A 21495-nucleotide genomic window follows, 5' to 3' on the forward strand; every position below is an offset into this window, starting at 1 on the left:
CCATGCAACTGATGAATTGGCAAAAAATGTCGGCCGACCACCGTCAACAGGCATTGGCGCGGCCGGTACAGAAAACCTCGACCGCGCTACTGGAAACGGTTCAGGGCATTTTGACTCAGGTGAAAGCCGAGGGTGATGCCGCAGTGCTAGCCCTGACTGAAAAGTTCGACAAGGTAGCGCTGCCAAACCTGCGCTACTCAACTGAACAAATTGATGCGCAGGCGGCACGGCTGGACGCTAAGGTGCGTCAGGCTATTGATACCGCCTATGACACTATTAAACGCTTTCACGAAGCCCAGCGCCCACAGAACATTCAGGTTGAAACGCGTCCAGGCGTGACTTGCGAACAACGTTTCACCGCCCTGCAAAGCGTGGGCCTTTATGTTCCGGGCGGCACTGCCACCTTGCCTTCAACGGCGTTGATGCTGGGTGTACCCGCGCAAATTGCGGGTTGTCAGCAAGTCGTATTGGTAAGCCCGCCAGACGCTAACGGCGACTTATCACCGGCATTAATGTACGCGGCACAGCGCTGTGGCATTACCGAGGTATATCGTTGTGGCGGCGCTCAGGCTATTGCGGCACTGGCCTTTGGTACTGAAACAGTACCTCGCGTAGATAAAGTATTTGGCCCGGGTAACAGCTATGTAACCGCCGCCAAGCAGCTGGTTGCTCAGCGCAGCGACGGTTGCGCGATGGACATGCCAGCTGGCCCGTCCGAGCTTCTGGTGATAGCCGACGCTACCGCCAACCCTGCCTTTGTCGCCGCAGATTTGCTGTCACAAGCTGAACACGGCGCCGACTCTCAGGTTATTTTGCTAACGACCAGCGCCGCTATGCTCGAAAAAGTTGAACAGCAATTAATGCAGCAATTAGCCCAGTTAAGCCGCCGTGACATAGCGACTCAGGCATTAGCTAGCAGTGCTTTAATTCAGGTGGCGGATATTGAACAGGCTGTTGCTATTTCCCAGGACTATGCGCCTGAGCACTTGTCGTTGCAGTTTGCCGAACCACAACAGTGGCTGGCGAAACTAACCACCGCGGGCTCTGTTTTCGTGGGCGATTACACCCCTGAAGCGGGCGGCGATTACGCCACCGGCACCAATCACGTGCTACCCACTTATGGCTTTTCAAAAGTGTACAGCAGCCTGGGCTTGCTTGATTTTTACCGTCGTTACACGGTGCAAACCGCTACTAAAGCGGGACTTGCCGAACTGGCCGAAGCCATTACAACCCTGGCTGATACCGAAGGTCTGGATGCGCACAAACGAGCGGTGACCATTCGAATGGAGGCCAGCTCATGAGTATTGCGGCAAAACTGCAACGGCAGCACCTGCAAACCTTAACGCCCTATGCTTCTGCACGACGCAGCATGAGTGGCGGCAGTGTGTGGCTAAATGCCAATGAATCTCCCTACGGCAACGATTACGACCTTGATACCACTGGCTTAAACCGGTATCCGGAATTTCAGTCCACTAAGCTGTTGCAGGCCTATGCCGACTATGCCGAAGTTCGTAGCGATCAGGTACTGATTGGGCGCGGCAGCGACGAAGCTATTGATGTGCTCATTCGCACCTACTGCGAACCGGGTCAGGACGCCATTATGATATGTCCGCCCACCTACGGTATGTATGCCATTTCTGCAGCCACCCATGGTGCGGCCGTTAAAAGCGTTCCGCTAACCGCCAGCTGGCAGTTGGATTTAGACCAAATAAAAGCAAACCTGGCCGCTGTAAAACTGGTGTTCTTATGTAATCCATCCAACCCGCTGGGTAACGCACTGGAATCACAAGCGCTGACCGAAGTATTAGAAACGGTTGGTGATCAGGCGCTGGTGATAGTTGATGAAGCTTATATTGAGTACGCGGCGCTGGCTGGTATTAGCAGTGTTAGCCAATGGTTGCAGAAGTATCCACAATTGGTCGTACTGCGCACTTTATCCAAAGCCTTTGGCTTAGCTGGTATCCGTTGTGGTTTTGCACTGGCAAGCCCTGATGTTATTGCTGCCATGCAAAAGGTTTTGGCGCCCTACCCGCTGCCAGATTTAACCGTGCAGGTTGCTATTCAGGCGCTGGCACCGGGGGCCTGCGAACAAATGCAGGCTCGTTTGGCGGAAACTATTACTGAGCGCGAACGCTTGCAGCAAGAGCTTGAACAGCTTAGCTATGTGAAAAAGCTGTGGCCGAGCGTCACAAACTTTATACTGGTGCAAGTTACCGACGCCGCTAAACTGGTTAGTTGGTGTCAGCAGCAAGGCATTTTGATTCGTAATCAATCCGCTCAGGTCGGGCTTTCCAACACAGTACGTATTACGGTTGGCTCGGAAACTGAAAACAATGAGTTGATCGCCTCACTTAACGCTATTACGCAGGATTTTTTCTCATGAGCGCTGAACGTATTTTATTTATCGATCGCGATGGAACCCTGGTGGTTGAACCGCCCTCAGATAAACAACTCGACCGCCTTGATAAGCTGGCCTTTGAACCTGGCGTGGTGCCGGCACTGCTAGCCTTGCAAGCAGCTGGCTACAAGTTGGTGATGGTGTCTAATCAGGATGGCCTGGGTACCAACAGCTTCCCACAAGCGGACTTTGATGCGCCCCATAATCTGATGATGGACATTTTTAAGTCACAGGGCATTCAATTTGCTGATGTTCTTATTTGTCCGCATTTCCCAGAGGATAACTGCGCCTGCCGCAAGCCGAATCTGGGGCTAGTAAAAGAGTATCTGCAACAGGGTCGCATTGATTTCACCGACTCCTATGTGATTGGTGATCGCGACACTGATGTGCAACTGGCTGAGAATATGGGCTTGCCTTCATTTAAATATGATCCGGCCGAACTAAACTGGGCGCACATACAGCACCAGCTATTAAAAAAACCACGCCAGGCCAGCATTGTACGTACCACTAACGAAACCGATATTCGGGTAAGTGTGGATTTGGACGCGCAGAAGCCAATTAGCGTTAGTACCGGCATTGGCTTTTTTGACCACATGCTGGAACAAATTGCCACGCATGCTGGCATTGCACTGAACGTGAAAGTGATTGGTGATTTACACATTGACGATCACCACACCATTGAAGACACCGCACTGGCGCTGGGTCAGGCTTTGCGTCAAGCGCTTGGCAATAAACGTGGCATTGGCCGGTTCGGCTTTGCGCTGCCGATGGATGAGTGCCGGGCGGAATGTCTGCTGGATTTATCCGGTCGCCCTTATCTGAAATTTGAGGCGGACTTTAGCCGCACTCAGGTTGGTGAACTGTCGACCGAAATGGTCGGTCACTTCTTCCGCTCTATTAGTGATGCTATGGCTGTAAGCCTGCACTTAAGCACCAGCGAAGGAAATAGTCACCACCAGGTAGAAAGCTTATTCAAGGTGTTTGGTCGGGCACTGCGTCAGGCGGTTACTAAAACCGGCGACCAAACTCTGCCCTCAAGTAAGGGAATGCTGTGATGAAAGTAGTGGTTGTTGACACCGAATGTGCAAACCTCACGTCAGTATGCTTTGCACTTGAACGCCTGGGGTATGTGCCAACAGTTACCGACAAAGCCGAGCTAATTCGCGCCGCTGACCGGGTTATTTTACCCGGTGTGGGCACGGCTCGTGCGGCCATGCGCAACATTCAGCGTAAGCAACTGGTAGAAACCCTGCAGCAACTCACCCAGCCGGTATTAGGTATTTGTTTGGGGATGCAATTGCTCACCGAAAGCTCCAGCGAAGGTGATGTCGATTGCTTAGGCGTGATTCCAACCCAAACCCGCCGTTTACAAGCTGATGGTTTACCGTTACCCCACATGGGCTGGAATCAGTTGCAGCAGCGCACCGACACACCGCTGTTAAAGGGTCTTGATGCAGCAGCATACTGCTACTTCGTGCACAGCTTTGCGGTGCCCGTAGACAGTTACACTATTGCCAGCAGCCACTACGGTGAAGATTTTGCCGCCATGATTCAGCATCAAAACTTTTATGGTGCGCAGTTTCACCCCGAGCGCTCAGGATCTGTCGGCGCAACTATTTTGAAGAATTTTTTGGAGTCCGAATATGTTGATACCCGCGCTTGATTTAATTAATGGTGCTGTGGTGCGTTTGAAACAAGGTGATTTTGCTCAGCAAACCACCTTTCATGATGATCCATTACCCGTGGCCAAGGCCTACGCTGATGCCGGTGCCAAGTGGCTGCACATCGTTGATCTTGATGGTGCCCGCGATACCGCTAAACGCCAGTTACAACTGATTCAGCAACTGGCCAATGCCACCAGCATGCAGTGTCAGGTAGGCGGTGGTATTCGCACCCGTGACGACGTACAGGATTTATTGAACGCCGGGGTTGCCCGGGTTGTGATTGGCTCAACCGCAGTCAAGCAACCACAGTTAGTGCAGCAATGGCTACGTGACTTTGGCCCGGAAGCTATTGTGATTGCTATCGATGTAAATATTGACCCTGAGGGCCGCCCTTTTGTGGCCATTGACGGCTGGCGTGAAACCAGTGAGCTGACTCTTACCGAAGTGCTGGAGCCACTGCTGGAAGCAGGCTGCCGCCATGTTCTGTGCACCGATATTAGCCGCGACGGAATGTTAAGCGGCTGCAATGTTGCGCTTTATAAGCAGTTGAAAGAAGAGTACCCGCAAGTGGCATGGCAGGCTTCCGGCGGCGTAGCAGGCCTGGATGACTTGCATCAATTGCAGTTTGTGAACTGTGATGCCGCCATTCTTGGTAAGGCTCTGTTAACCGGGAAATTCACTCTCGAGGAGGCGCTGGCATGTTGGCCAAACGCATAATTCCATGCCTGGATGTTCGCGACGGACAAGTGGTAAAAGGCGTCCAGTTTCGTAACCACGAAATTATTGGTGACATTGAGCCACTGGCGGAGCGTTACGCCGCCGCAGGCGCCGACGAGTTGGTGTTTTATGACATCACCGCATCATCAGACCAGCGCGTAGTCGACAAGTCCTGGGTACGCCGCATTGCCAAGGTTATCGATATTCCGTTCACCGTAGCCGGTGGTATTAAAAGTATTGCTCATGCCCAGGAAATATTGGCTATGGGTGCCGATAAAATTTCAATAAACTCGCCCGCACTTGCCGACCCGAGTTTAATCAACCGTTTGGTTGATGAGTTTGGTCAACAATGTGTGGTGATCGGTATTGATAGCTTTTATAACGAAGCCCAAAATCAATACGAAGTTTATCAGTTTACCGGCGACGAAAGCCGCACCCAAAAAACCACCTGGACTACCGAGGCCTGGTTGGCTGAAGTGGTAGCGCGCGGTGCTGGTGAAATCGTATTAAACTGCATGAATCAGGACGGTGTTCGCAACGGCTACGATATTAAGCAGCTAAGTGCGATGCGCAAGGTATGTCCGGTGCCGTTAATAGCATCCGGTGGTGCTGGTACTATGGAACACTTTGCTGATGCATTCCAACAAGCAGCAGTGGATGGCGCTCTGGCGGCCTCGGTGTTTCATAAAAATGTGATTCAAATTGCCGAGTTGAAAGACTATTTAAGCCAACAGGGCATAGCTATTCGCCCTATTGTTGAACCGCTTAACGAACAGGACAACTAATGCGAATTCAGAGCAATAATGTAACCGAGCTGGCCTTTGCCAGTCAGCAATCCAGCAGCGGCCTGCTGCCGTGCATTGTGCAGCACGCGCTCAGCGGCGAAGTGTTAATGCAGGGCTATATGAATGCTGAAGCTGTGGAGCACACCCTGAGCGAAGGCAAAGTCACCTTTTACAGCCGCAGCAAGCAACGCTTATGGACCAAAGGCGAAAGCTCAGGCAACTTTTTACAGCTCGTAAGCTTGCATACCGACTGCGACAACGACAGCTTACTGGCCTTAGCTCTACCGCAAGGGCCAACTTGTCACTTAGGTACGCAAAGTTGTTTTACCGCACCAGATGGCTCGGCAGAACCCATGCTGACCGAACTGGAGAACGTGATTCGCTCACGTAAAGGCGAAGCCGCAGACACCAGTTACACCGCATCGCTATTTGCCGCTGGCATTAAACGGGCAGCGCAAAAAGTCGGTGAAGAAGGTGTTGAAGTGGCATTAGCCGCCGCTGTGGGCGACAAAGAAGAGTTACTCAACGAGAGCGCTGATTTGCTTTATCACTTACTGGTGGTTCTGCAAAGCAGTGACTTGAGCCTCAACGACGTTCTGCAGGTATTAGCCGACCGCCGCAGCAAATAAGCCTTAGTGGGTATGGCCGTGGTCAGGATGCAGCCCCTGGTGAAAACGCTTCAGGTAACTTCTGTGTACCTTGTGTAATCGCCAGGAGAGCAACACCGCTGCCATGCTTAAGCCGGTAATAAAGCCGATCCAGAATCCGGCCGCACCCATAGCAGGTACAAACCAGTCGGTTAGGGCCAATATGTAACCTACTGACAGTCCAAACGGCCAATACGACAAGAAGGTAATAAACATCACTACGCGAGTGTCTTTGTAGCCACGCAGGGTACCAATAGCAACCGCCTGGAAAGTATCCGAGAGTGTGAAAATAGCCGCCAGACCCATTAACTGGGCAGCCAGTTTAATCACGTCACTATTTTCAGTGTAAAGCGCCGCCAGCCAGGCGCCACCCAACCACATAATTAAGCCATTCACGGCCGCAAAGGCCATGCCAAAGGTCAGCGCCATTTTGTGGCTACGCATAGCGGCCCCAGGCTCACCGGCGCCCAGTGCAAAGCCAACCCGCAGCGTTACCGCCATAGACAAACTTAAGGGCACCATATACACCAGCGAAGAAATATTTAACGCAATTTGGTGGCTGGAAACCACGGTAGCACCAAGTGGTGCTATCAACAGTGCGACCGCCGCAAATAAACTCACTTCAAAAAACAACGACACTGAGATTGGAAAACCAATACGGATCACGTACCAGATGTCGTCCCAGTTCGGTTTATGCCAACGCGCGAACAGCTGAATGGAAGCGAAGCGTTTCGCCCACACCACGTAACCGAGCATAGCCAGAGCCATGGCCCATAGCACGATGGCAGAAGCCAGCCCGCAGCCAGCACCACCAAGTGCCGGCATGCCAAAATAGCCGTAGATGAAAATGTAGTTGGCGGGAATATTAACCAGCAGCCCGATAATACCAATAACCAGCGATGGCAGCGTGTGCGAAAGTCCTTCACAGAAATTACGCAGCACTATATAGATAATAAAGGCCGGCAGCCCCCACACAATATATTCCAGATATTCCAGTGTGACTCGTCGGAACTCGTCTTCCACGGTCATGATATTCAGTAACCAGGGGGCACTGGCTATAGCGGCATAGGTAACCAGACCGCCCAGCACACAGACATAAAAACCTTGTTGCACCATGCGCGCAATTTGGGTGTGATTCCGGGCACCATCAAAATGAGAAATAATAGGTGCCAGCGCCAGAGCTAAACCAAACACCAGCAAAATAGCAGGGATCCAGATACTACTACCCACCGAAACGGCTGCTAAATCGGTCGCACTCACGCGCCCTGCCATAACGGTGTCTACCACGCTCATCATGGTTTGCGTTAGCTGAGCTATCAAAATGGGACCAGTCAACTTAGCCAGTTGCTTCCATTCTGCGGTTTTTTGCGCGGCGGTTACTGTGGTGTTCATGCCTCGTCACTCTCGGTTAAAGGCCCGGTTTCAGCCAGTAAGGCCATGGCTTTGTCCAGCGCCACCAGAGTTTGGGTTAACTGCTGCTCAGTCACCGTTAGCCCCAGCGATAGCCGCACTACTCCCGGTATTTGCCAATGCTGTAATAACGGCTGCGCGCAGTGATGTCCGGCGCGAACCGCAATGTCCTGCTCTGCCAGTAACAAGGCTAAGTCGTGACAATGAAACGCCTGACTGTAAAAACTGACAATTGGAGTACCGTTCGGATCCGACGGCAGTAATTCAAGCTGCGGGCGCTGTTGCAGCGCCGCTATTAATTTTTGCTGTAAATTACGTAAGTATCGCCCGGCACCTGCTTGTTGGGTCTGTTGCAGCCAGTCCAGTGCCGCACTAAAACCAACTGCCGCACTAACATTGGGCGTACCCGCTTCAAATTTTTGAATGCTGCTAATGAGCTCTGAACTGGTGAATGTAACAGTTTCAACAATACCCCCACCCAAATTTTGCGGTGGCATAGTTTGCCAAAGCTCCGGGCGCATGTACAAAGCTGCAATTCCAGTTGGCCCGTACACTTTGTGGGCAGAAAACGCTAAAGCGTCACAACCCAACTCGGCAACATTAATAGGAACGTGCGCTGCCGCTTGTGCCGCGTCAATGAATGTTCGAATACCCTTGGCCCGCGCCGCCTTGCATAAACTAGCGAGATCGTTCACTACACCAGTCACATTTGAAGCCATGGTTATGGCCAGAACACGCGTGCGAGGCCCCAGATACTGCTCAGGCTCAATTAATTGACCAGTGCCACTACTTACCGGGATAACCCTTAAAGTTAGCGCCAGGCGCTCAGCTAAGCGCTGCCAGGGCAATATATTGGCGTGATGTTCACTGGCAGAAATAACAATTTCATCGCCGGCTTGCCAGTCAATGGCCGCGGTAGTTAATTGATTTAATGCGGCGGTGGTTGATGCGGTAAACGCAAGATTGCTCGCATCAGCGCCAATAAAAGCCGCCACGCGGGTGCGGGCATCTTCATAAGCCTGGGTAGCGGCACGGGCACGCCCGTGAGCACCGCGATGCGCGTTGGCGTGCTGATGAATAACGTAGTCTTGCATCGCATCCAGCACTACCTGGGGTTGCTGACAGGTAGCCGCACTATCCAAGTACACCAGCTGCGGGTGATGTTGGTGGAACGGAAAATCTGCCTGCCAGTTATGCATTCTAGTGACCTACCGAATTGATTGGAGCTAAGGCTTAATTAAAACGGCTGGATTATATCAGTTACCCTTAGTTTGCGCCTTTAAAAAACTGCTCAAATGCGGGTTTACCTTGCTGGCATCGGTTAACGGCGCCATGTGACCGCCGGCTACTTCATGCAGCTCACAATTCGGCAGTACTTGCGCAAGCGCGGCAATAACGGCACCAGCACTTTGTGGCGAGTCGCGCCCAGTTAATAATAAACAGGGCACGGTTATCTGCTCATAGTCCTCAAGCGCAGCAGGCTCGCCAATCAGTGCCGCAAAATCCATTTGAACTTTGGCTGCCTGTTGACTCATCAACTGCTGAATACGTGCCGGTAACGCATCAAAATAGCCAGCTTGATTCCAATAATCCACGAAGGCTCTGGTGGCGTCCACAGCACTGTAATCATTCATCTTGCCAGCCACAGTTAAGATTTCACGGCGAGCATCGCTCGGGTCAGCTAATACATGAAACGCTACAGGTTCATAAACCGCAACCGAGGCAACAGCAAAAGGACACTCGCGCGCCAGCTTCAGCGCTAAGGCGCCACCGTAGGAATGACCGATCAGATGCACCGGCTGCGCTATCGCTAATTCCTGAATAATAGCGGTTACGCGCTCAGCTTCCTGCTGCAAGCGAAAGTACTCAACCTCCCCTTGCGGCGCCGGCGCCTGACCATAACCTAATAAGTCTATTGCCAGCACCTGATAGTCAGTGGCTAATTCGGTAATCAAATCACGCCACTGGCTACTATTGCTTTGCGAACTATGCAACAGTACTACTGGCTCCCGGTCCGCATTTCCGTACCTATGGCAACCAGCTGGCAGGCCCTGCTTCTGCGTCATAAAGTCTGACCCAGATAATAGCCAAGCAGGTAACCGGCGCTAAGTAACAACATAGCGAAAGTACCCAATACCCCAACGGTACGCGGCCACGAAACACCTACTGAACGCGTTAAACCCATTGCATGACAAACCCGGGCAATAAAGAGTAACGCACCCAACCCGTGCAACAACATGGCATTAGCACCAGTCATTTCCATCATCACGAGTATCAGCAACGCCAGCGGCACATATTCAATGAAGTTACCGTGAATTCGCACTGCAACTTCCAAATCTTTACTATCGCCAATGCCCATACCAATACGATCGCGCCAGCGCAAACGAATAATACGACCGGACAGCACCAGTAGTAACAGGGTTAGTAAAGCGATATACAATAATGAGATAACAGGTGGAACCAATGTCATGTTTTTTTCCTTTTGCAAAAAAAAAGCCCACTCAAAGTGGGCCTTACTATAACCTGAGCCAGCTTACTGTAACAACTGACCTAGTTCTTTACTGACTTTATCAACCGACTTAGTACCGTCGATTTTTGCGTATTTGGTTGCGCCTTGGTCAGCCACATTCTGATAATACTTAACCAATGGCTCGGTTTGCTCATGATAAACAGCCAAACGTTTACGCACGGTTTCTTCTTTATCGTCATCACGCACGATAAGATCTTCACCGGTTAAATCGTCTTTGCCTTCCTGCTTTGGCGGATTGTGTTGCACATGATAAACACGACCTGAACCAGGATGAACACGACGACCAGCCATACGTTCAACAATCACGTCGTCCGGCACATCGAATTCCAGTACATAATCAACTTCAATACCGGCTTCTTGCATGGCATCTGCTTGTGGAATAGTGCGTGGAAAACCGTCCAGCAAATAGCCATTCTGGCAATCTGGTTCGGCAATGCGCTCTTTTACCAAGCCAATCATGATGTCATCGGAAACTAATTTACCGGCATCCATCACTTGTTTCGCTTTCAGGCCTAATTCGGTACCGGCTTTGATTGCACTGCGTAACATATCACCAGTAGAAATCTGCGGAATACCAAACGTTTTCATCAGGAACTGCGCTTGCGTTCCTTTCCCTGCGCCTGGAGCGCCTAGCAGGATAATGCGCATGAAAAAACCTCGTCTAAATGAAATGAGTGTCGCTTATTTGTTAATAGCGAACTTTACCTTGCCGGGCGTGGCTTTACAAGAGTTCAGGCGACTCGACCATGGTCGAATCACCTGCTCTTCAACCAACTTAAGAAGTACTTTCAGTAAGTTCCAGCATCAGCTTGTTCAAACGAGTCACAAAGTGAGCCGGATCTTTCAAGCTACCGCGCTCTGCCAGCGTTGCCTGATCCAAAATCAAGTTTGCCCACTGACCAAATTTATCTTCATCAGTAACCTCGGTCACACGCTGTACCAGCTTGTGTTCAGGGTTTAACTCAAGAATGTATTTGGTTTCCGGTACTTTCTGGCCAGCCGCTTCCATCAGCTTCGCCATTTGGGTGCTCATATCATTCTCATCAGTAATGATACAGGCTGGCGAATCGGTCAGGCGGTGGGTTACCCGAACCTTCTTCACTTTGTCGCCCAGTGCTTTAGTGAAGCGCTCAAGTGGTTCCTTGAAAGCTTCTTCGGTGGCCTTTTGCTGCTCTTTATCAGCGCTGTCTTCCAGGTCACCAAGGTCTAAATCACCGCGAGTTACTGACTGGAATTCAACGTCTTTGTAGTCAGTTAAATGGCTCATCAGCCACTCATCAATACGCTCGGACAAGAGTAAAACTTCAAGCCCTTTCTTGCGGAAAATTTCCAACGCAGGATTGTCACGGGCAGCTTCATAGCTGTCTGCCACAATATAGTAAATGCTCTTCTGGGCTTCCGGCTTGCGCTCCAGGTACTGATCCAAACTAACGGTTTGTTCCGCTGAATCGGTATGGGTAGAAGCAAAGCGCAGCAAACCAGCAATTTTCTCGCCATTGGCTGAATCTTCTGCTGGCCCTTCTTTTAACACGGCGCCGAATGTTTTCCAGAACTCCAGATACTTCTCTTCGTCGTCTTTCGCCAGCTTGCTCAACATACTCAGTACCTTTTTGGTACTGCCGTTGCGCATAGCGCGAGTCACTTTATTGTCCTGCAGAATTTCGCGCGACACATTGAGTGGTAAATCGTTGGAATCCATTAAGCCACGCACAAAGCGCAGGTAGCTTGGCATCAGTTGTTCAGCGTCGTCCATAATGAACACGCGCTTCACATACAGTTTAATGCCGTGCTGGCTATCGCGATTCCATAAATCCCATGGCGCGCGTTTCGGTACATACAACAAACTGGTGTATTCCGAGGTGCCTTCAACTTTGTTGTGGCTCCACAGCAAGGGTTCATCAAAGTCGTGAGCAACGGATTTATAGAAGTCTTTGTACTCTTCGTCGCTAATTTCTGACTTGTCGCGAGTCCACAGTGCTTTGCCTGAGTTCACGGCTTCCCATTTGGATTCCGTTTTATCTGCTTCTTCACTGTCATCTGCAGCTTTCGGCATTTGCACCGGAATGCTCAGGTGCTCAGAATACTTATTAATAATGGAACGTAACCGGCTCTCGTCTAAAAACTCTTCCGCGTCATCGCGCAGGTGCAGAATGATATCTGTGCCGCGACGTTCTTTGGTGATGGCTTTTAAATCATATTCACCTTCGCCACGCGACTGCCACTCAACGCCGTCTTCTTTAGCCGCACCAGCTACGCGAGTACGCACAGTAACTGAGTCAGCCACAATAAAGGCTGAATAGAAACCTACGCCGAACTGGCCAATTAGTTGCGAATCTTTCGCCTGATCACCAGACAACTGGCCGAAGAACTCCGCAGTACCAGACTTAGCTATGGTACCCAGGTTGGCCATCACGTCTTCGCGGGTCATACCAATACCGTTATCACTAATAGTGATAGTGCCAGCGTCTTTATCGGCACTTACGCGCACGTACAGCTCGGCATCGTCAGCCAGTAAATTCGTTTCGCTCAGCGCTTTAAAACGCAGCTTATCGGCCGCGTCAGAGGCATTAGAAACCAACTCGCGCAGGAATATTTCTTTATTGGAATATAAGGAATGGATCATTAAATGAAGCAGTTGCTTCACTTCGGTTTGAAAACCATGGGTTTCAGTTTGACGGGTCTCCGTCATGATCAGTTCTCCTGTAAATGATTTAACGTAACAATACAGGAGATGGGGATGACTACGGTTATTTCAAGCGTTAATCGAATTGTTTTCGCCCGCTGAAGGCGTGACCGAGCGTGGCCTGATCAACAAACTCCAGTTCACCACCAACAGGTACCCCATGAGCAATGCGGCTGGTGCGAATTTGATATTGGCGTGCCATGTTAGCTATGTAGTGAGCGGTAGCGTCGCCCTCAACAGTAGGATTAGTTGCCAATATCACTTCATTTATGTGGCCTAACTTAAATCGTTCCGCCAGCTTATCTAAACCTATGTCAGCCGGACCTATTCCGTCTAATGGCGACAAATGCCCCATCAACACGAAGTAACGGCCTTGATACGTACTGGTTTGTTCAATCGCCAGCACATCAGCTGGTGTTTCAACAATACACACCAAACCGCTTTCCTGACGTTTCGGGTCCTGGCACAAGCGACATACAGGGTCTTCAGTTAAGGTACGGCATTCATTGCAGTGACCTATAACCTCAACCGCATGCTGTAACGACCGCGCCAACTTAGTGGCGCCGTCACGTTGCCGTTCCAACAACTGAAACGCCATGCGCTGAGCGGTTTTTTGCCCAACGCCGGGTAGCACTTTCAGCGCTGCAATCAATTCTGCCAGAGCAGGACTCAACATCAGTAGTTATTTCCTTAGAACGGCATTTTGAAGCCAGGAGGAAGACCCATACCACTGGTCAATTCACCCATTTTTTCTTTGCTGGTTTGCTCAACCCGACGCACCGCATCATTAATAGCCGCGGCAACCAAATCTTCAATCATTTCTTTGTCGTCGTCTTCCAGCAAGCTCGGATCAATAGTAACGCGGCGCACGTTGTGGTTTCCCAGCATGGTTACTTTTACCATACCGGCACCGGCTTCGCCGGTTACTTCCAGCTTGGCAACTTCTTCTTGTGCCTGTTGCATGCGCTCCTGCATTTGCTGCGCCTGCTTCATCATATTACCCATACCGCCTTTAAACATAGTTGTCTCTCTTTTGCTGTCGCTAAAAAATGAAGGTTGTGTATTCTTGTTCTACAAAACCTGTAAGCTTTCTTCGATCATGGTGGCGCCAAAGCGCTTTTGCAATGCCTGCACCTGAGGATCATTCTCAAGAGCCGCTCGCGCCCGCTTGGCACGTTCGGTATCCAGCTGTTGCTGTATTTGTAGTGGAGTTGCTTCAGTTTGCCCGGCAACCTCAATACGAACCTGCGCATCAGGCAATGCTTCCGCCAACGCGTCGATTAAATTCTGCCGGGTAGTGTCGTTCAGCAAATGTTTATGCTGCTCGGCTAAGCGCACTTCATAATCCGTTTTGCTGTGCTCATGCAGCACTGCATTCAATGCCAACTGGCGACTTAAGCCAGTTAACGGCAAAGTATCAACAATAGCACTCCAGCGATCTACCTCGGCGGCTAGTTTCGCGTTTTCGGTGAATTCTATGGTAGGTGCCGCTGCCGGCTCAGTTAGCGCAGGGCTTGCCGGTGCAACCTGAGCTGCTTCAGGTGACGCCTGCTGCTGGGGAGCGCTGTCTATAACACTCTCTATAGCAACCTCTGCAACATTCTCAGTCGCACTTTCAGTAGCGCTCTCTGCAACATTGTCAGCAGCGTCGCCAAGGCTTTCTCTCGAATCTTCATCAGCCGTAGTGCTGGTTTTGACTTCTGGTTGGCATAGCTTTGCTTCCGACTCTTTATTCAGTGGCTTTTTTTTTTGCGTTAACTGTGACCGGGTAGCAAGCAAATTAGCCATGGCCGAGCTGGTTGCATTAGCAGAAGCCTGCTCAGGTGCTGGTGTTTCTCGTTGCGGTGTTTCTGGTTGAGGTGTATTCGCAGTGCTATTAGTACCCCGAAGCTGATCTGCCTGGGTCTGAATTTCTTCCTGCGCAGCAAATAACTCATCGGCATCGTCTTCGTTGTCCTGGTAGCTATCAGCCAGACTATCAAGTTCAGTATCAGCCGACGTTGCAGGTGCGGAGTTGTTGGCGTCCTGATTCGGCATGCCAGACTCAGCTTTTGCTTCGATATTACTGGCGGCGGTATCCTCCACCTTATTCTCTACAGTATTCTCTGCAGTATCTTCCGTAGCAGGTTCAGGTTTCGTAGCAGCCGGTGAAGCTGTTGCTGTTGCCGACGCCGGTGGCGCTGGTACAGGTCGTTCCTGAGTGGTTACATCCGCAGAAGTTTCTTCCACATCTATATATTCTGGACGAAACGCCAGTAGCCGCAACAATGTCATTTCGACGCCACTGCGGGCATCTGCTGCAAAAGGTAAATCGCGTCGTCCGGCAGCCACAATATCGTACATTACCTGTACCAGCTCCGCTGGAATCTGTTGTGCCAGTCGAGTTTCCGCCGGCGACAACGACAAAGCTTCAGCACTTTCTGGCACTACCTGAATCAGTGCTAGTTGGTGCAAGGTGTACTGTAGCTCGGTCAGTAATGAGGATAAGTCTGGAATTTGGCCGGCAACACTATCGAGCAGCGCTAACATTTCAGCGCCCTGCCCGCGAATAATATGATTGAGCAACTTCGCAATTTGCGCGCCCGGAACTGCGCCCAGCATGGTTTGCACCGCTTCCTGAGAAACGGATTGCTGACCCTGGGCAATGGCCTGATCGGTTAAGCTCAGGGCATCACGCAAACTACCTTGCGCTGCACGCGCCAACGCAGGCAATGCTGATTTATCATACGGAATTTTTTCTTGCTGCAGCACGTAATCAATGTGACCGGCAATTTCATCGCGGCTAAGCGCCTTCAGATTAAATTGCAAGCAGCGCGACAATACGGTTACCGGAAGCTTTTGCGGATCCGTTGTCGCCAGCAAGAATTTCACGTGCTCAGGAGGCTCTTCAAGGGTTTTCAATAAAGCGTTAAAACTATGCCGTGACAGCATATGCACTTCATCGATTAAGTAAACCTTATAGCGCCCGCGGGTGGGACGATATTGAACGTTGTCGAGTAACTCGCGGGTATCTTCTACTTTGGTTCGTGACGCCGCATCAATTTCCAGCAGGTCTACAAAACGGCCGCTATCGATTTCTTTACAGGCGCCGCACTCCCCACATGGCGTTGCCTGAATACCCTGCTCACAGTTCAAGCTTTTGGCCAGAATACGCGCAATGGTTGTTTTACCAACGCCACGAGTGCCGGTAAACAAATAGGCGTGATGCAACCGCTGGCTTTCCAACGCGCTAATTAGCGGGCGCAGAACATGTTGCTGACCAACTACATCGGTGAAGGTCTGAGGGCGCCATTTCCGTGCTAAAACCTGGTAACTCATGCCTCTGCTAAAACTCCGTTAGAAACTGGTGGGTATGAACCAATTCGTTTTAAGCTAATGCTTGTTAAGGTACCCTAAAATTCAAATAGCGTATAGTAACCAATGCCGTTTTCATCCAGCTTTTGACCACCGGGTAAGTCATTTAAAGTGATTAAAAATGCGCATTCGTGAATGCGGGCACCAGTATCACTCAATAACTTATGAGCAGCGATAAGAGTTCCACCAGTGGCAAGCAAATCATCTATCAGCAATACATTATCAGTTGCGGTTAACGCATCGTCATGAAGCTCAAGCGCGTCTGTTCCATACTCAAGATCGTAGCTCTGCTGGCGAGTTTTCGCGGGAAGTTTGCCGGGCTTGCGCAGCGGCACAAAACCTAACTTCAAACGATAGGCCAACGCCGTGGCAAAAATAAACCCACGCGCTTCAATGCCAACGATTTTGGTTAGCCCCTTATCTTGGTAGCGCTCGGCAAAATGCTCTATAACCTGATAGAACGCATCGCCGTTGGCTAGTAACGGGGTAATATCGCGGAACTGAATACCGGGTTTGGGGTAATCGGGAATAGTTCGAATTAAAGGTTTTAAAGCGTTTATTGCGGTCATTTCCACGCTCCCTGCGAGGGCTGTTTCAATGGAACCTGGTTGCACCGGCGTTAGCTAATTAGGCAACACCACTCCACAAACTGCGTTGTAGTGCGCGCGCCAAAGTTTCTGCGGATACCGGTTTCGGTAAGGTCAGTGTAGCACCTGCAGCGGTTGCTTTAGCTTCAACCTGAGCCAAATCTGCGGTAGTAAGCAACACTAAAGGGGTATCTTGATAAGAATCAATCTCGCGCAGATTTTTAAGTAGCGAAAGGCCGTCCATTAACGGCATTTTGTGATCCAGCAAAACCACCCCATATTGCCGCTGACTGGCTTTATTTAAACCATCTAAGCCATCGACAGCGCAATCAACACTGAAGCCTAACTGTTCGAGTAGCTGAAACAATGTTGCACGAGTGCTTTCATTGTCCTCAACTAACAGCAGTGATTGTGAAACTAGATTCGGTTTTAGTTGTGACATGACTTGCGACATTCACTGAACCTTTTAGGCCGAGAAGAAGTTAACCCAGGCGAGTACCATCGGCAGTAGTGCAATGGCTATTAGACAGACCAACGATACACCCATAAAACGTTTACCGGCTGCATCTTTAAAATCTTCATGGTGATTTGAATCTGACATGTTAGCTTTCCTCGTTCGAATTCGAGGCGAGATCTTACTGGATTTTGGGTCAGGATAAAAGGTCGTTTTCTCGCCTTTTACAAGCGCTGAACAATCAACCCTCTGGAGCCGAACTCAGTTAAGGTTTCGCGCATTCCTGTCGCTAAAGTTGCAGGATTAAATTGCGGTAAAGCTGCTTGCATTGCAGCTTGTAACTCAACCAGGGTTAACGCTTTATGTTGCTGTACATGTTGCAGTAACAGCGCCGTCAGCGGGCTTAGTTGAATGAATTTGACCGCGCCTTGCGCATTTTTAAACACCACTAGTAACAAAGCCTCGCTAAGAGGTTCTTGCGGTTGGTTGTCAGTAGCAACCTCATGTACCGGAAACTGATAACGTAAAACCTGCGCGGTTGGATTTACTACCAGTTGCGCTGTTGTCAGAGATTCCTCTGTTAACGCAGCTAAATCTTCCGGCAAGTGACTCAGTGATACCTTCAGCTCAACCCACTCATAATGTGCGAGTTCGCGTATAAAGGGATATGGTTGTAGCGCTTCAATATCAGCACTTTGCAGGTAATCAACGAAGTCGCCGGAAATATCTGCAAAATATGGCGACTGCGCCTGGTAGCCAGCCCGAAAAGCATCTCCGGTCAATCGCCATAAATCCTCACCCAGCACCTTGCGGGAAACTGGAAAGCCGGAATTTAAAAAACTTTGCAGGTTGTTACGAATAAGATCGCGGTACACATGCAAACGCCGCTGTTCAGCAATCTCATGAAAAGAGCACTGTTCGGGGTTGCGCAAGTAGTCGGCAAACCGTTTTTGCAACTTTTGAAAGTCATACTCTTTAGTCAAAGCTGACCTCACGCTGTATCTGCTCTATAACCTGTGCTTCCTTGCATAACTCATCCAAGGGCGGAATATTAAAATCCCGCTCTAATACAGTGGGAAATATTCCGTGCTGGCGGTAGGCATAACGTAGCAGGTTAAACACCTCGGGTTTAACATCGGCTCCGTGGGTATCAATAAACAAATCTTTTGCTTCTTCATAATGCCCGGCAATATGGCCGTATACAATGCGCTCACTAGGCAAGCCGGCTATAAATGCATAGGGGTCATAACCATGGTTGACACTATTTACGAAAACATTGTTCACGTCCAACAGCAACTGTGCACCGGACTTCTCCAGCACCGTATTAATAAACTCAAGCTCACTCATTTGCTGACCCGGTGCCGCATAATAAGAAATATTCTCCAGCACCAATGGACGCTCAACAATCTCCTGCACACGGCGTACGCGTTGCGCTAGATAGTCAGTTGCCTCTTCTACAAACGGAATAGGTAGCAAATCGTACAAATGCCCATTAGCGGAGCAATAGCTCAAATGTTCGCTATAGATATCTATCTGGTATTCATCTAAAAAGCTTTTTATTTGCTGAATAAATTTTTCATCCAGCGGATCCGGACTACCAATAGACAATGACAGGCCGTGACAGGTCAGCTTGGCATGCTCTTTCAGCGCATGCAGCTTACGCTTATATTCGTTGGGAAAAGGTATCCAGTTCTCGGGGGCTAACTCCCAGAATCCAACACAAGCTGGTGCCGCCAAAGCATCATTTACAAAGCTACGGCGCAAACCTATACCTACTTGTTTCATAGACTCTCCTACCACTACGATCAGCAAGCTATAAGCTTAACACTTTTTTGCCGTTACTGACTTTTAGCTCACTTTTAGTGAGCTACTGCAGACATAAAAAAACCCCGCACAATGGCAGGGTTTTTATTACGTAACTTAGTACGTTAACTAAAACTACTTACAAAGAAACACCGCGGCGTTCAGCTATGTTGCGGATATAACCCGCCCAGCTACGCGCACTGCGACGTTCGCTATCGAACTGCTGAGCTGTTGTTGCAGCATCCAGCGCCTGACGATAGTCACGTGTGTATAAGTAAGCTTCAGCCAGTGCCATATGAACAGCACCTTCTTTGTCTAAGTCAAACTGTAACGCTTGATTTAAGGCATCAGCAGCTCGCGCATACTCTTCAGCACGGATAAGGGCAACGCCTTGACGACGATATAAATCACCCTTTTCAGCACTGCTTTCAGCAAGCGCTGCTGACCGGCCATACCACTCGGCAGCTTTCTCGAACTCGCGAGCACCTTCAAAGTTACGAGCAGCGCTTTGAGCGTTACGCGTGTTTTCTTCAATGTCGCCCGCATCGATGTGCTTGGCCATTAACATTGCCGCTTTGTATGGAATCTCGTTATTTGCATACAGTTGAATCAACACTCGGTGTTGGTTTTCACTGTTCAGATAACCCGCCAAATAAGCAACTTCAATGGTTTCAAGAGCTTTATCAATGCGTTCTTCCAACATATAGAAGTTAGCTAGTTGGTTCCACCAGCCTTTCTCTGTTGGAATGACGTTCAAACCTTCTTCCAATACTGTAATGGCATCGGCAAACATTTCGCGTTCGTAATAAGAAGCCATTTTCAAGATATACGGGTTCTTATTCGGTTTATCAAAATTTTGCAGAGCCATATCAGCTGGCTTGATGACCTTGTCGTATTGCTTCAGCTCGTAGTAAGCATTGGCGATACGCAAGAACACATCAGGATTCGCGTCACCGGTAAACTGCAACCACCGGTCGTAATAACGCAGTGCATTGTTGTAGTCTTCTTCCTGCAAATACAAATCCGCTAAGGTTTTGAGTGCTGCAGATTGATCCGACCAACCCAATACATCAGCATCCACTGACTGTTTCAACAGTGGGATACCTTTGTCAGTTTGGTCTTCAGAAGCATAGAATGCACCCAGGAAGCGGTTTACATAAGCAACGTCGAACGCTTCACTTGGCGACAAATCAGCAAGTTCAGCAATTGCACCTTGCATATCGTCTGCTTCGTATAGTTCGAATGCACTCATGATACGGCGACCAACACGCTCGCCAACCGCTTGGTTCTTGCGATTATCTTTGCGTTCCTGAATCACTTCTGCGGACGGCAAATCGTAATTCACGTTCACCTGAGCTGATGCTGGCAGAGCCATCATCAACCCAGCGCCAACTACAACGCTCGCACGAATGACTGCTTTATATAAATTTTGCATCATTGATTAAGCTCCATCCAGAGTGAAATCCAGCTGTACGGTCAAGCCAGGCTGACGCACAGTTTCACCATCAACAACCTTCGGCTTATATTTCCAACGCAGTAACGCACGACGCGCTTCCTGGTCAAAAATACGGCGTGGTTCTGAGTCAATAACTTCTACGTCAGTTACACCGCCAGATTCATCGATGGTAAAGCTTAAGCGAACCCAGCCGGTGATGCCGTCTCGGGCAGCAGCTGGTGGGTAGCGAGGGTTAATACGCACGATTGGCTGTGCATCTCCGTCGCGGCCTAAACCTTCACCTGGACCAGATAGACCGTCAGTGCCACCAACATCAACCTCAAAGCCCATGTCCATATTCATGCCTGAATCATCAGATGTATCAGGCTCACTTTGTGGCGTTTCTGGCGGCGCCTGCGGCGGCGGCGGAGGTGGAGGCGGCGTACGACGACGCGTATCCAAATCCGTATCCGGTGGCGACGTTACAATCTCAATAACAGGTGTTGGTGGGGGCGCTTCATTACGCCCTTCACCGCCACTAATCAAGAAAGCCATGAACGCAAATAGAGCGAAAGTAACGGCGACACCTAATAGTATTGATACTAAAAAGCGTACCATATTAATCGTCCTCTGCGGCTATGGATATATTGTCTATACCCGCTTCCTTAATTTGATCCATAACATCAACGACCAAACCATGACGTGCTTCTTTATCAGCTTGAATAACTACCAAGTCGGTAGGTTGCTCAGCTAATAAACGCTCGATATTCGCAGCTACACGCTCGACATCAACCATGCGCTTATCCATCCATACTTCACCGTTCTCACGAATTGCGATAAAGATGTTAGCAGATGGCTTCTTCTGCGCTTGGTCAGACTCAGGCTTGGTTACGTCAATCCCTGCTTCTTTTACGAAAGAGGTGGTTACGATGAAGAAGATCAACATGATGAACACGATGTCTAGCATCGGTGTCATATCGATCGTCGCATCTTCCTCTTCACGAAAACGTTTACGTGCCATAATTCTT

At 49.9% G+C, this 21495-nt stretch carries 24 protein-coding genes; 7 read left to right on the forward strand and 17 right to left on the reverse strand.

The genetic code is table 11. The features are described from left to right. The first annotated feature begins 2 nt into the window (after positions 1-2). The 7 genes from hisD to hisIE are packed head-to-tail and all read left to right on the forward strand — an operon-like array spanning position 3 to position 6193. Positions 3-1301 carry a histidinol dehydrogenase gene (hisD, locus tag CCE91_RS08450; protein WP_086434730.1) on the forward strand — a complete coding sequence of 433 codons (1299 nt, stop codon included), beginning with the start codon at positions 3-5 and terminating at the stop codon, positions 1299-1301. Next, positions 1298-2383, forward strand: a complete 1086-nt coding sequence (hisC, locus tag CCE91_RS08455) for a histidinol-phosphate transaminase (RefSeq protein WP_086434731.1) — start codon at positions 1298-1300, stop codon at positions 2381-2383. The genes hisD and hisC overlap by 4 nt, the downstream gene beginning before the upstream one ends. Further along, on the forward strand, positions 2380-3453 hold the full coding sequence (gene hisB, locus CCE91_RS08460) for a bifunctional histidinol-phosphatase/imidazoleglycerol-phosphate dehydratase HisB (RefSeq protein WP_086434732.1): 1074 nt from the start codon (positions 2380-2382) through the stop codon (positions 3451-3453). Before hisC ends, hisB begins: the two co-directional genes overlap by 4 nt. Continuing rightward, positions 3453-4061, forward strand: a complete 609-nt coding sequence (hisH, locus tag CCE91_RS08465; protein ID WP_086434733.1) for an imidazole glycerol phosphate synthase subunit HisH — start codon at positions 3453-3455, stop codon at positions 4059-4061. The genes hisB and hisH overlap by 1 nt, the downstream gene beginning before the upstream one ends. Further along, on the forward strand, positions 4042-4779 hold the full coding sequence (hisA, locus tag CCE91_RS08470; RefSeq protein ID WP_086434734.1) for a 1-(5-phosphoribosyl)-5-[(5-phosphoribosylamino)methylideneamino]imidazole-4-carboxamide isomerase: 738 nt from the start codon (positions 4042-4044) through the stop codon (positions 4777-4779). The genes hisH and hisA overlap by 20 nt, the downstream gene beginning before the upstream one ends. Next, positions 4761-5564 carry an imidazole glycerol phosphate synthase subunit HisF gene (hisF, locus tag CCE91_RS08475; RefSeq protein ID WP_086434735.1) on the forward strand — a complete coding sequence of 268 codons (804 nt, stop codon included), beginning with the start codon at positions 4761-4763 and terminating at the stop codon, positions 5562-5564. Before hisA ends, hisF begins: the two co-directional genes overlap by 19 nt. Beyond that, on the forward strand, positions 5564-6193 hold the full coding sequence (gene hisIE, locus CCE91_RS08480) for a bifunctional phosphoribosyl-AMP cyclohydrolase/phosphoribosyl-ATP diphosphatase HisIE (protein ID WP_086434736.1): 630 nt from the start codon (positions 5564-5566) through the stop codon (positions 6191-6193). Before hisF ends, hisIE begins: the two co-directional genes overlap by 1 nt. A 3-nt stretch (positions 6194-6196) precedes the next feature. Here the strand turns inward: hisIE and CCE91_RS08485 are convergent, their stop codons facing one another. From CCE91_RS08485 to CCE91_RS08560, 17 genes are all read right to left on the reverse strand, one after another. Then, positions 6197-7603, reverse strand: coding sequence for an MATE family efflux transporter (locus CCE91_RS08485; protein ID WP_086434737.1), 1407 nt, complete (start codon positions 7601-7603; stop codon positions 6197-6199). Further along, positions 7600-8820, reverse strand: a complete 1221-nt coding sequence (locus CCE91_RS08490) for an aminotransferase class V-fold PLP-dependent enzyme (protein WP_086434738.1) — start codon at positions 8818-8820, stop codon at positions 7600-7602. The genes CCE91_RS08485 and CCE91_RS08490 overlap by 4 nt, the downstream gene beginning before the upstream one ends. A gap of 57 nt (positions 8821-8877) precedes the next feature. Further along, a complete protein-coding gene (locus tag CCE91_RS08495; RefSeq protein ID WP_086434739.1) occupies positions 8878-9687 on the reverse strand; it encodes an alpha/beta fold hydrolase in 810 nt (269 codons plus the stop codon). Beyond that, the gene (locus CCE91_RS08500; protein WP_086434740.1) at positions 9684-10091 is read right to left on the reverse strand and encodes an MAPEG family protein; all 408 of its coding nucleotides are present in this window, start codon (positions 10089-10091) and stop codon (positions 9684-9686) included. The genes CCE91_RS08495 and CCE91_RS08500 overlap by 4 nt, the downstream gene beginning before the upstream one ends. Positions 10092-10154: 63 nt before the next feature. Further along, complete coding sequence (adk, locus tag CCE91_RS08505; protein WP_086434741.1) at positions 10155-10799, reverse strand: adenylate kinase; 645 nt, start codon at positions 10797-10799, stop codon at positions 10155-10157. Between the two features lie 127 nt (positions 10800-10926). Beyond that, positions 10927-12840, reverse strand: a complete 1914-nt coding sequence (gene htpG / locus CCE91_RS08510; RefSeq protein WP_086434742.1) for a molecular chaperone HtpG — start codon at positions 12838-12840, stop codon at positions 10927-10929. 70 nt (positions 12841-12910) lie between these two features. Beyond that, positions 12911-13513, reverse strand: a complete 603-nt coding sequence (gene recR, locus CCE91_RS08515) for a recombination mediator RecR (protein WP_086434743.1) — start codon at positions 13511-13513, stop codon at positions 12911-12913. Positions 13514-13524: 11 nt separating this feature from the next. Next, a complete protein-coding gene (locus tag CCE91_RS08520; RefSeq protein WP_086434744.1) occupies positions 13525-13854 on the reverse strand; it encodes a YbaB/EbfC family nucleoid-associated protein in 330 nt (109 codons plus the stop codon). A gap of 51 nt (positions 13855-13905) precedes the next feature. Continuing rightward, on the reverse strand, positions 13906-16152 hold the full coding sequence (gene dnaX, locus CCE91_RS08525; RefSeq protein WP_086434745.1) for a DNA polymerase III subunit gamma/tau: 2247 nt from the start codon (positions 16150-16152) through the stop codon (positions 13906-13908). Between the two features lie 74 nt (positions 16153-16226). Then, the gene (locus CCE91_RS08530; protein WP_086434746.1) at positions 16227-16757 is read right to left on the reverse strand and encodes an adenine phosphoribosyltransferase; all 531 of its coding nucleotides are present in this window, start codon (positions 16755-16757) and stop codon (positions 16227-16229) included. A gap of 58 nt (positions 16758-16815) precedes the next feature. Beyond that, complete coding sequence (locus tag CCE91_RS08535) at positions 16816-17229, reverse strand: response regulator (RefSeq protein WP_234996288.1); 414 nt, start codon at positions 17227-17229, stop codon at positions 16816-16818. 12 nt (positions 17230-17241) lie between these two features. Continuing rightward, positions 17242-17376, reverse strand: a complete 135-nt coding sequence (locus CCE91_RS12350; RefSeq protein WP_268802166.1) for a hypothetical protein — start codon at positions 17374-17376, stop codon at positions 17242-17244. Between the two features lie 77 nt (positions 17377-17453). Then, positions 17454-18212, reverse strand: a complete 759-nt coding sequence (locus tag CCE91_RS08540) for an HvfC family RiPP maturation protein (RefSeq protein WP_157984125.1) — start codon at positions 18210-18212, stop codon at positions 17454-17456. Beyond that, on the reverse strand, positions 18205-19014 hold the full coding sequence (locus tag CCE91_RS08545) for an HvfB family MNIO-type RiPP peptide maturase (protein WP_086434748.1): 810 nt from the start codon (positions 19012-19014) through the stop codon (positions 18205-18207). Before CCE91_RS08545 ends, CCE91_RS08540 begins: the two co-directional genes overlap by 8 nt. Positions 19015-19171: 157 nt before the next feature. Then, on the reverse strand, positions 19172-20470 hold the full coding sequence (locus CCE91_RS08550) for a tetratricopeptide repeat protein (RefSeq protein ID WP_086434749.1): 1299 nt from the start codon (positions 20468-20470) through the stop codon (positions 19172-19174). 3 nt (positions 20471-20473) lie between these two features. Beyond that, complete coding sequence (locus CCE91_RS08555) at positions 20474-21085, reverse strand: energy transducer TonB (protein ID WP_086434750.1); 612 nt, start codon at positions 21083-21085, stop codon at positions 20474-20476. Between the two features lies 1 nt (position 21086). Next, positions 21087-21488: an ExbD/TolR family protein gene (locus CCE91_RS08560; RefSeq protein ID WP_086434751.1), complete on the reverse strand. Its 402-nt coding sequence runs from the start codon at positions 21486-21488 to the stop codon at positions 21087-21089. Positions 21489-21495 lie beyond the last annotated feature (7 nt).

Source organism: Pseudidiomarina planktonica, from assembly GCF_900177775.1.
In the GTDB taxonomy this organism is placed as follows: domain Bacteria; phylum Pseudomonadota; class Gammaproteobacteria; order Enterobacterales; family Alteromonadaceae; genus Pseudidiomarina; species Pseudidiomarina planktonica.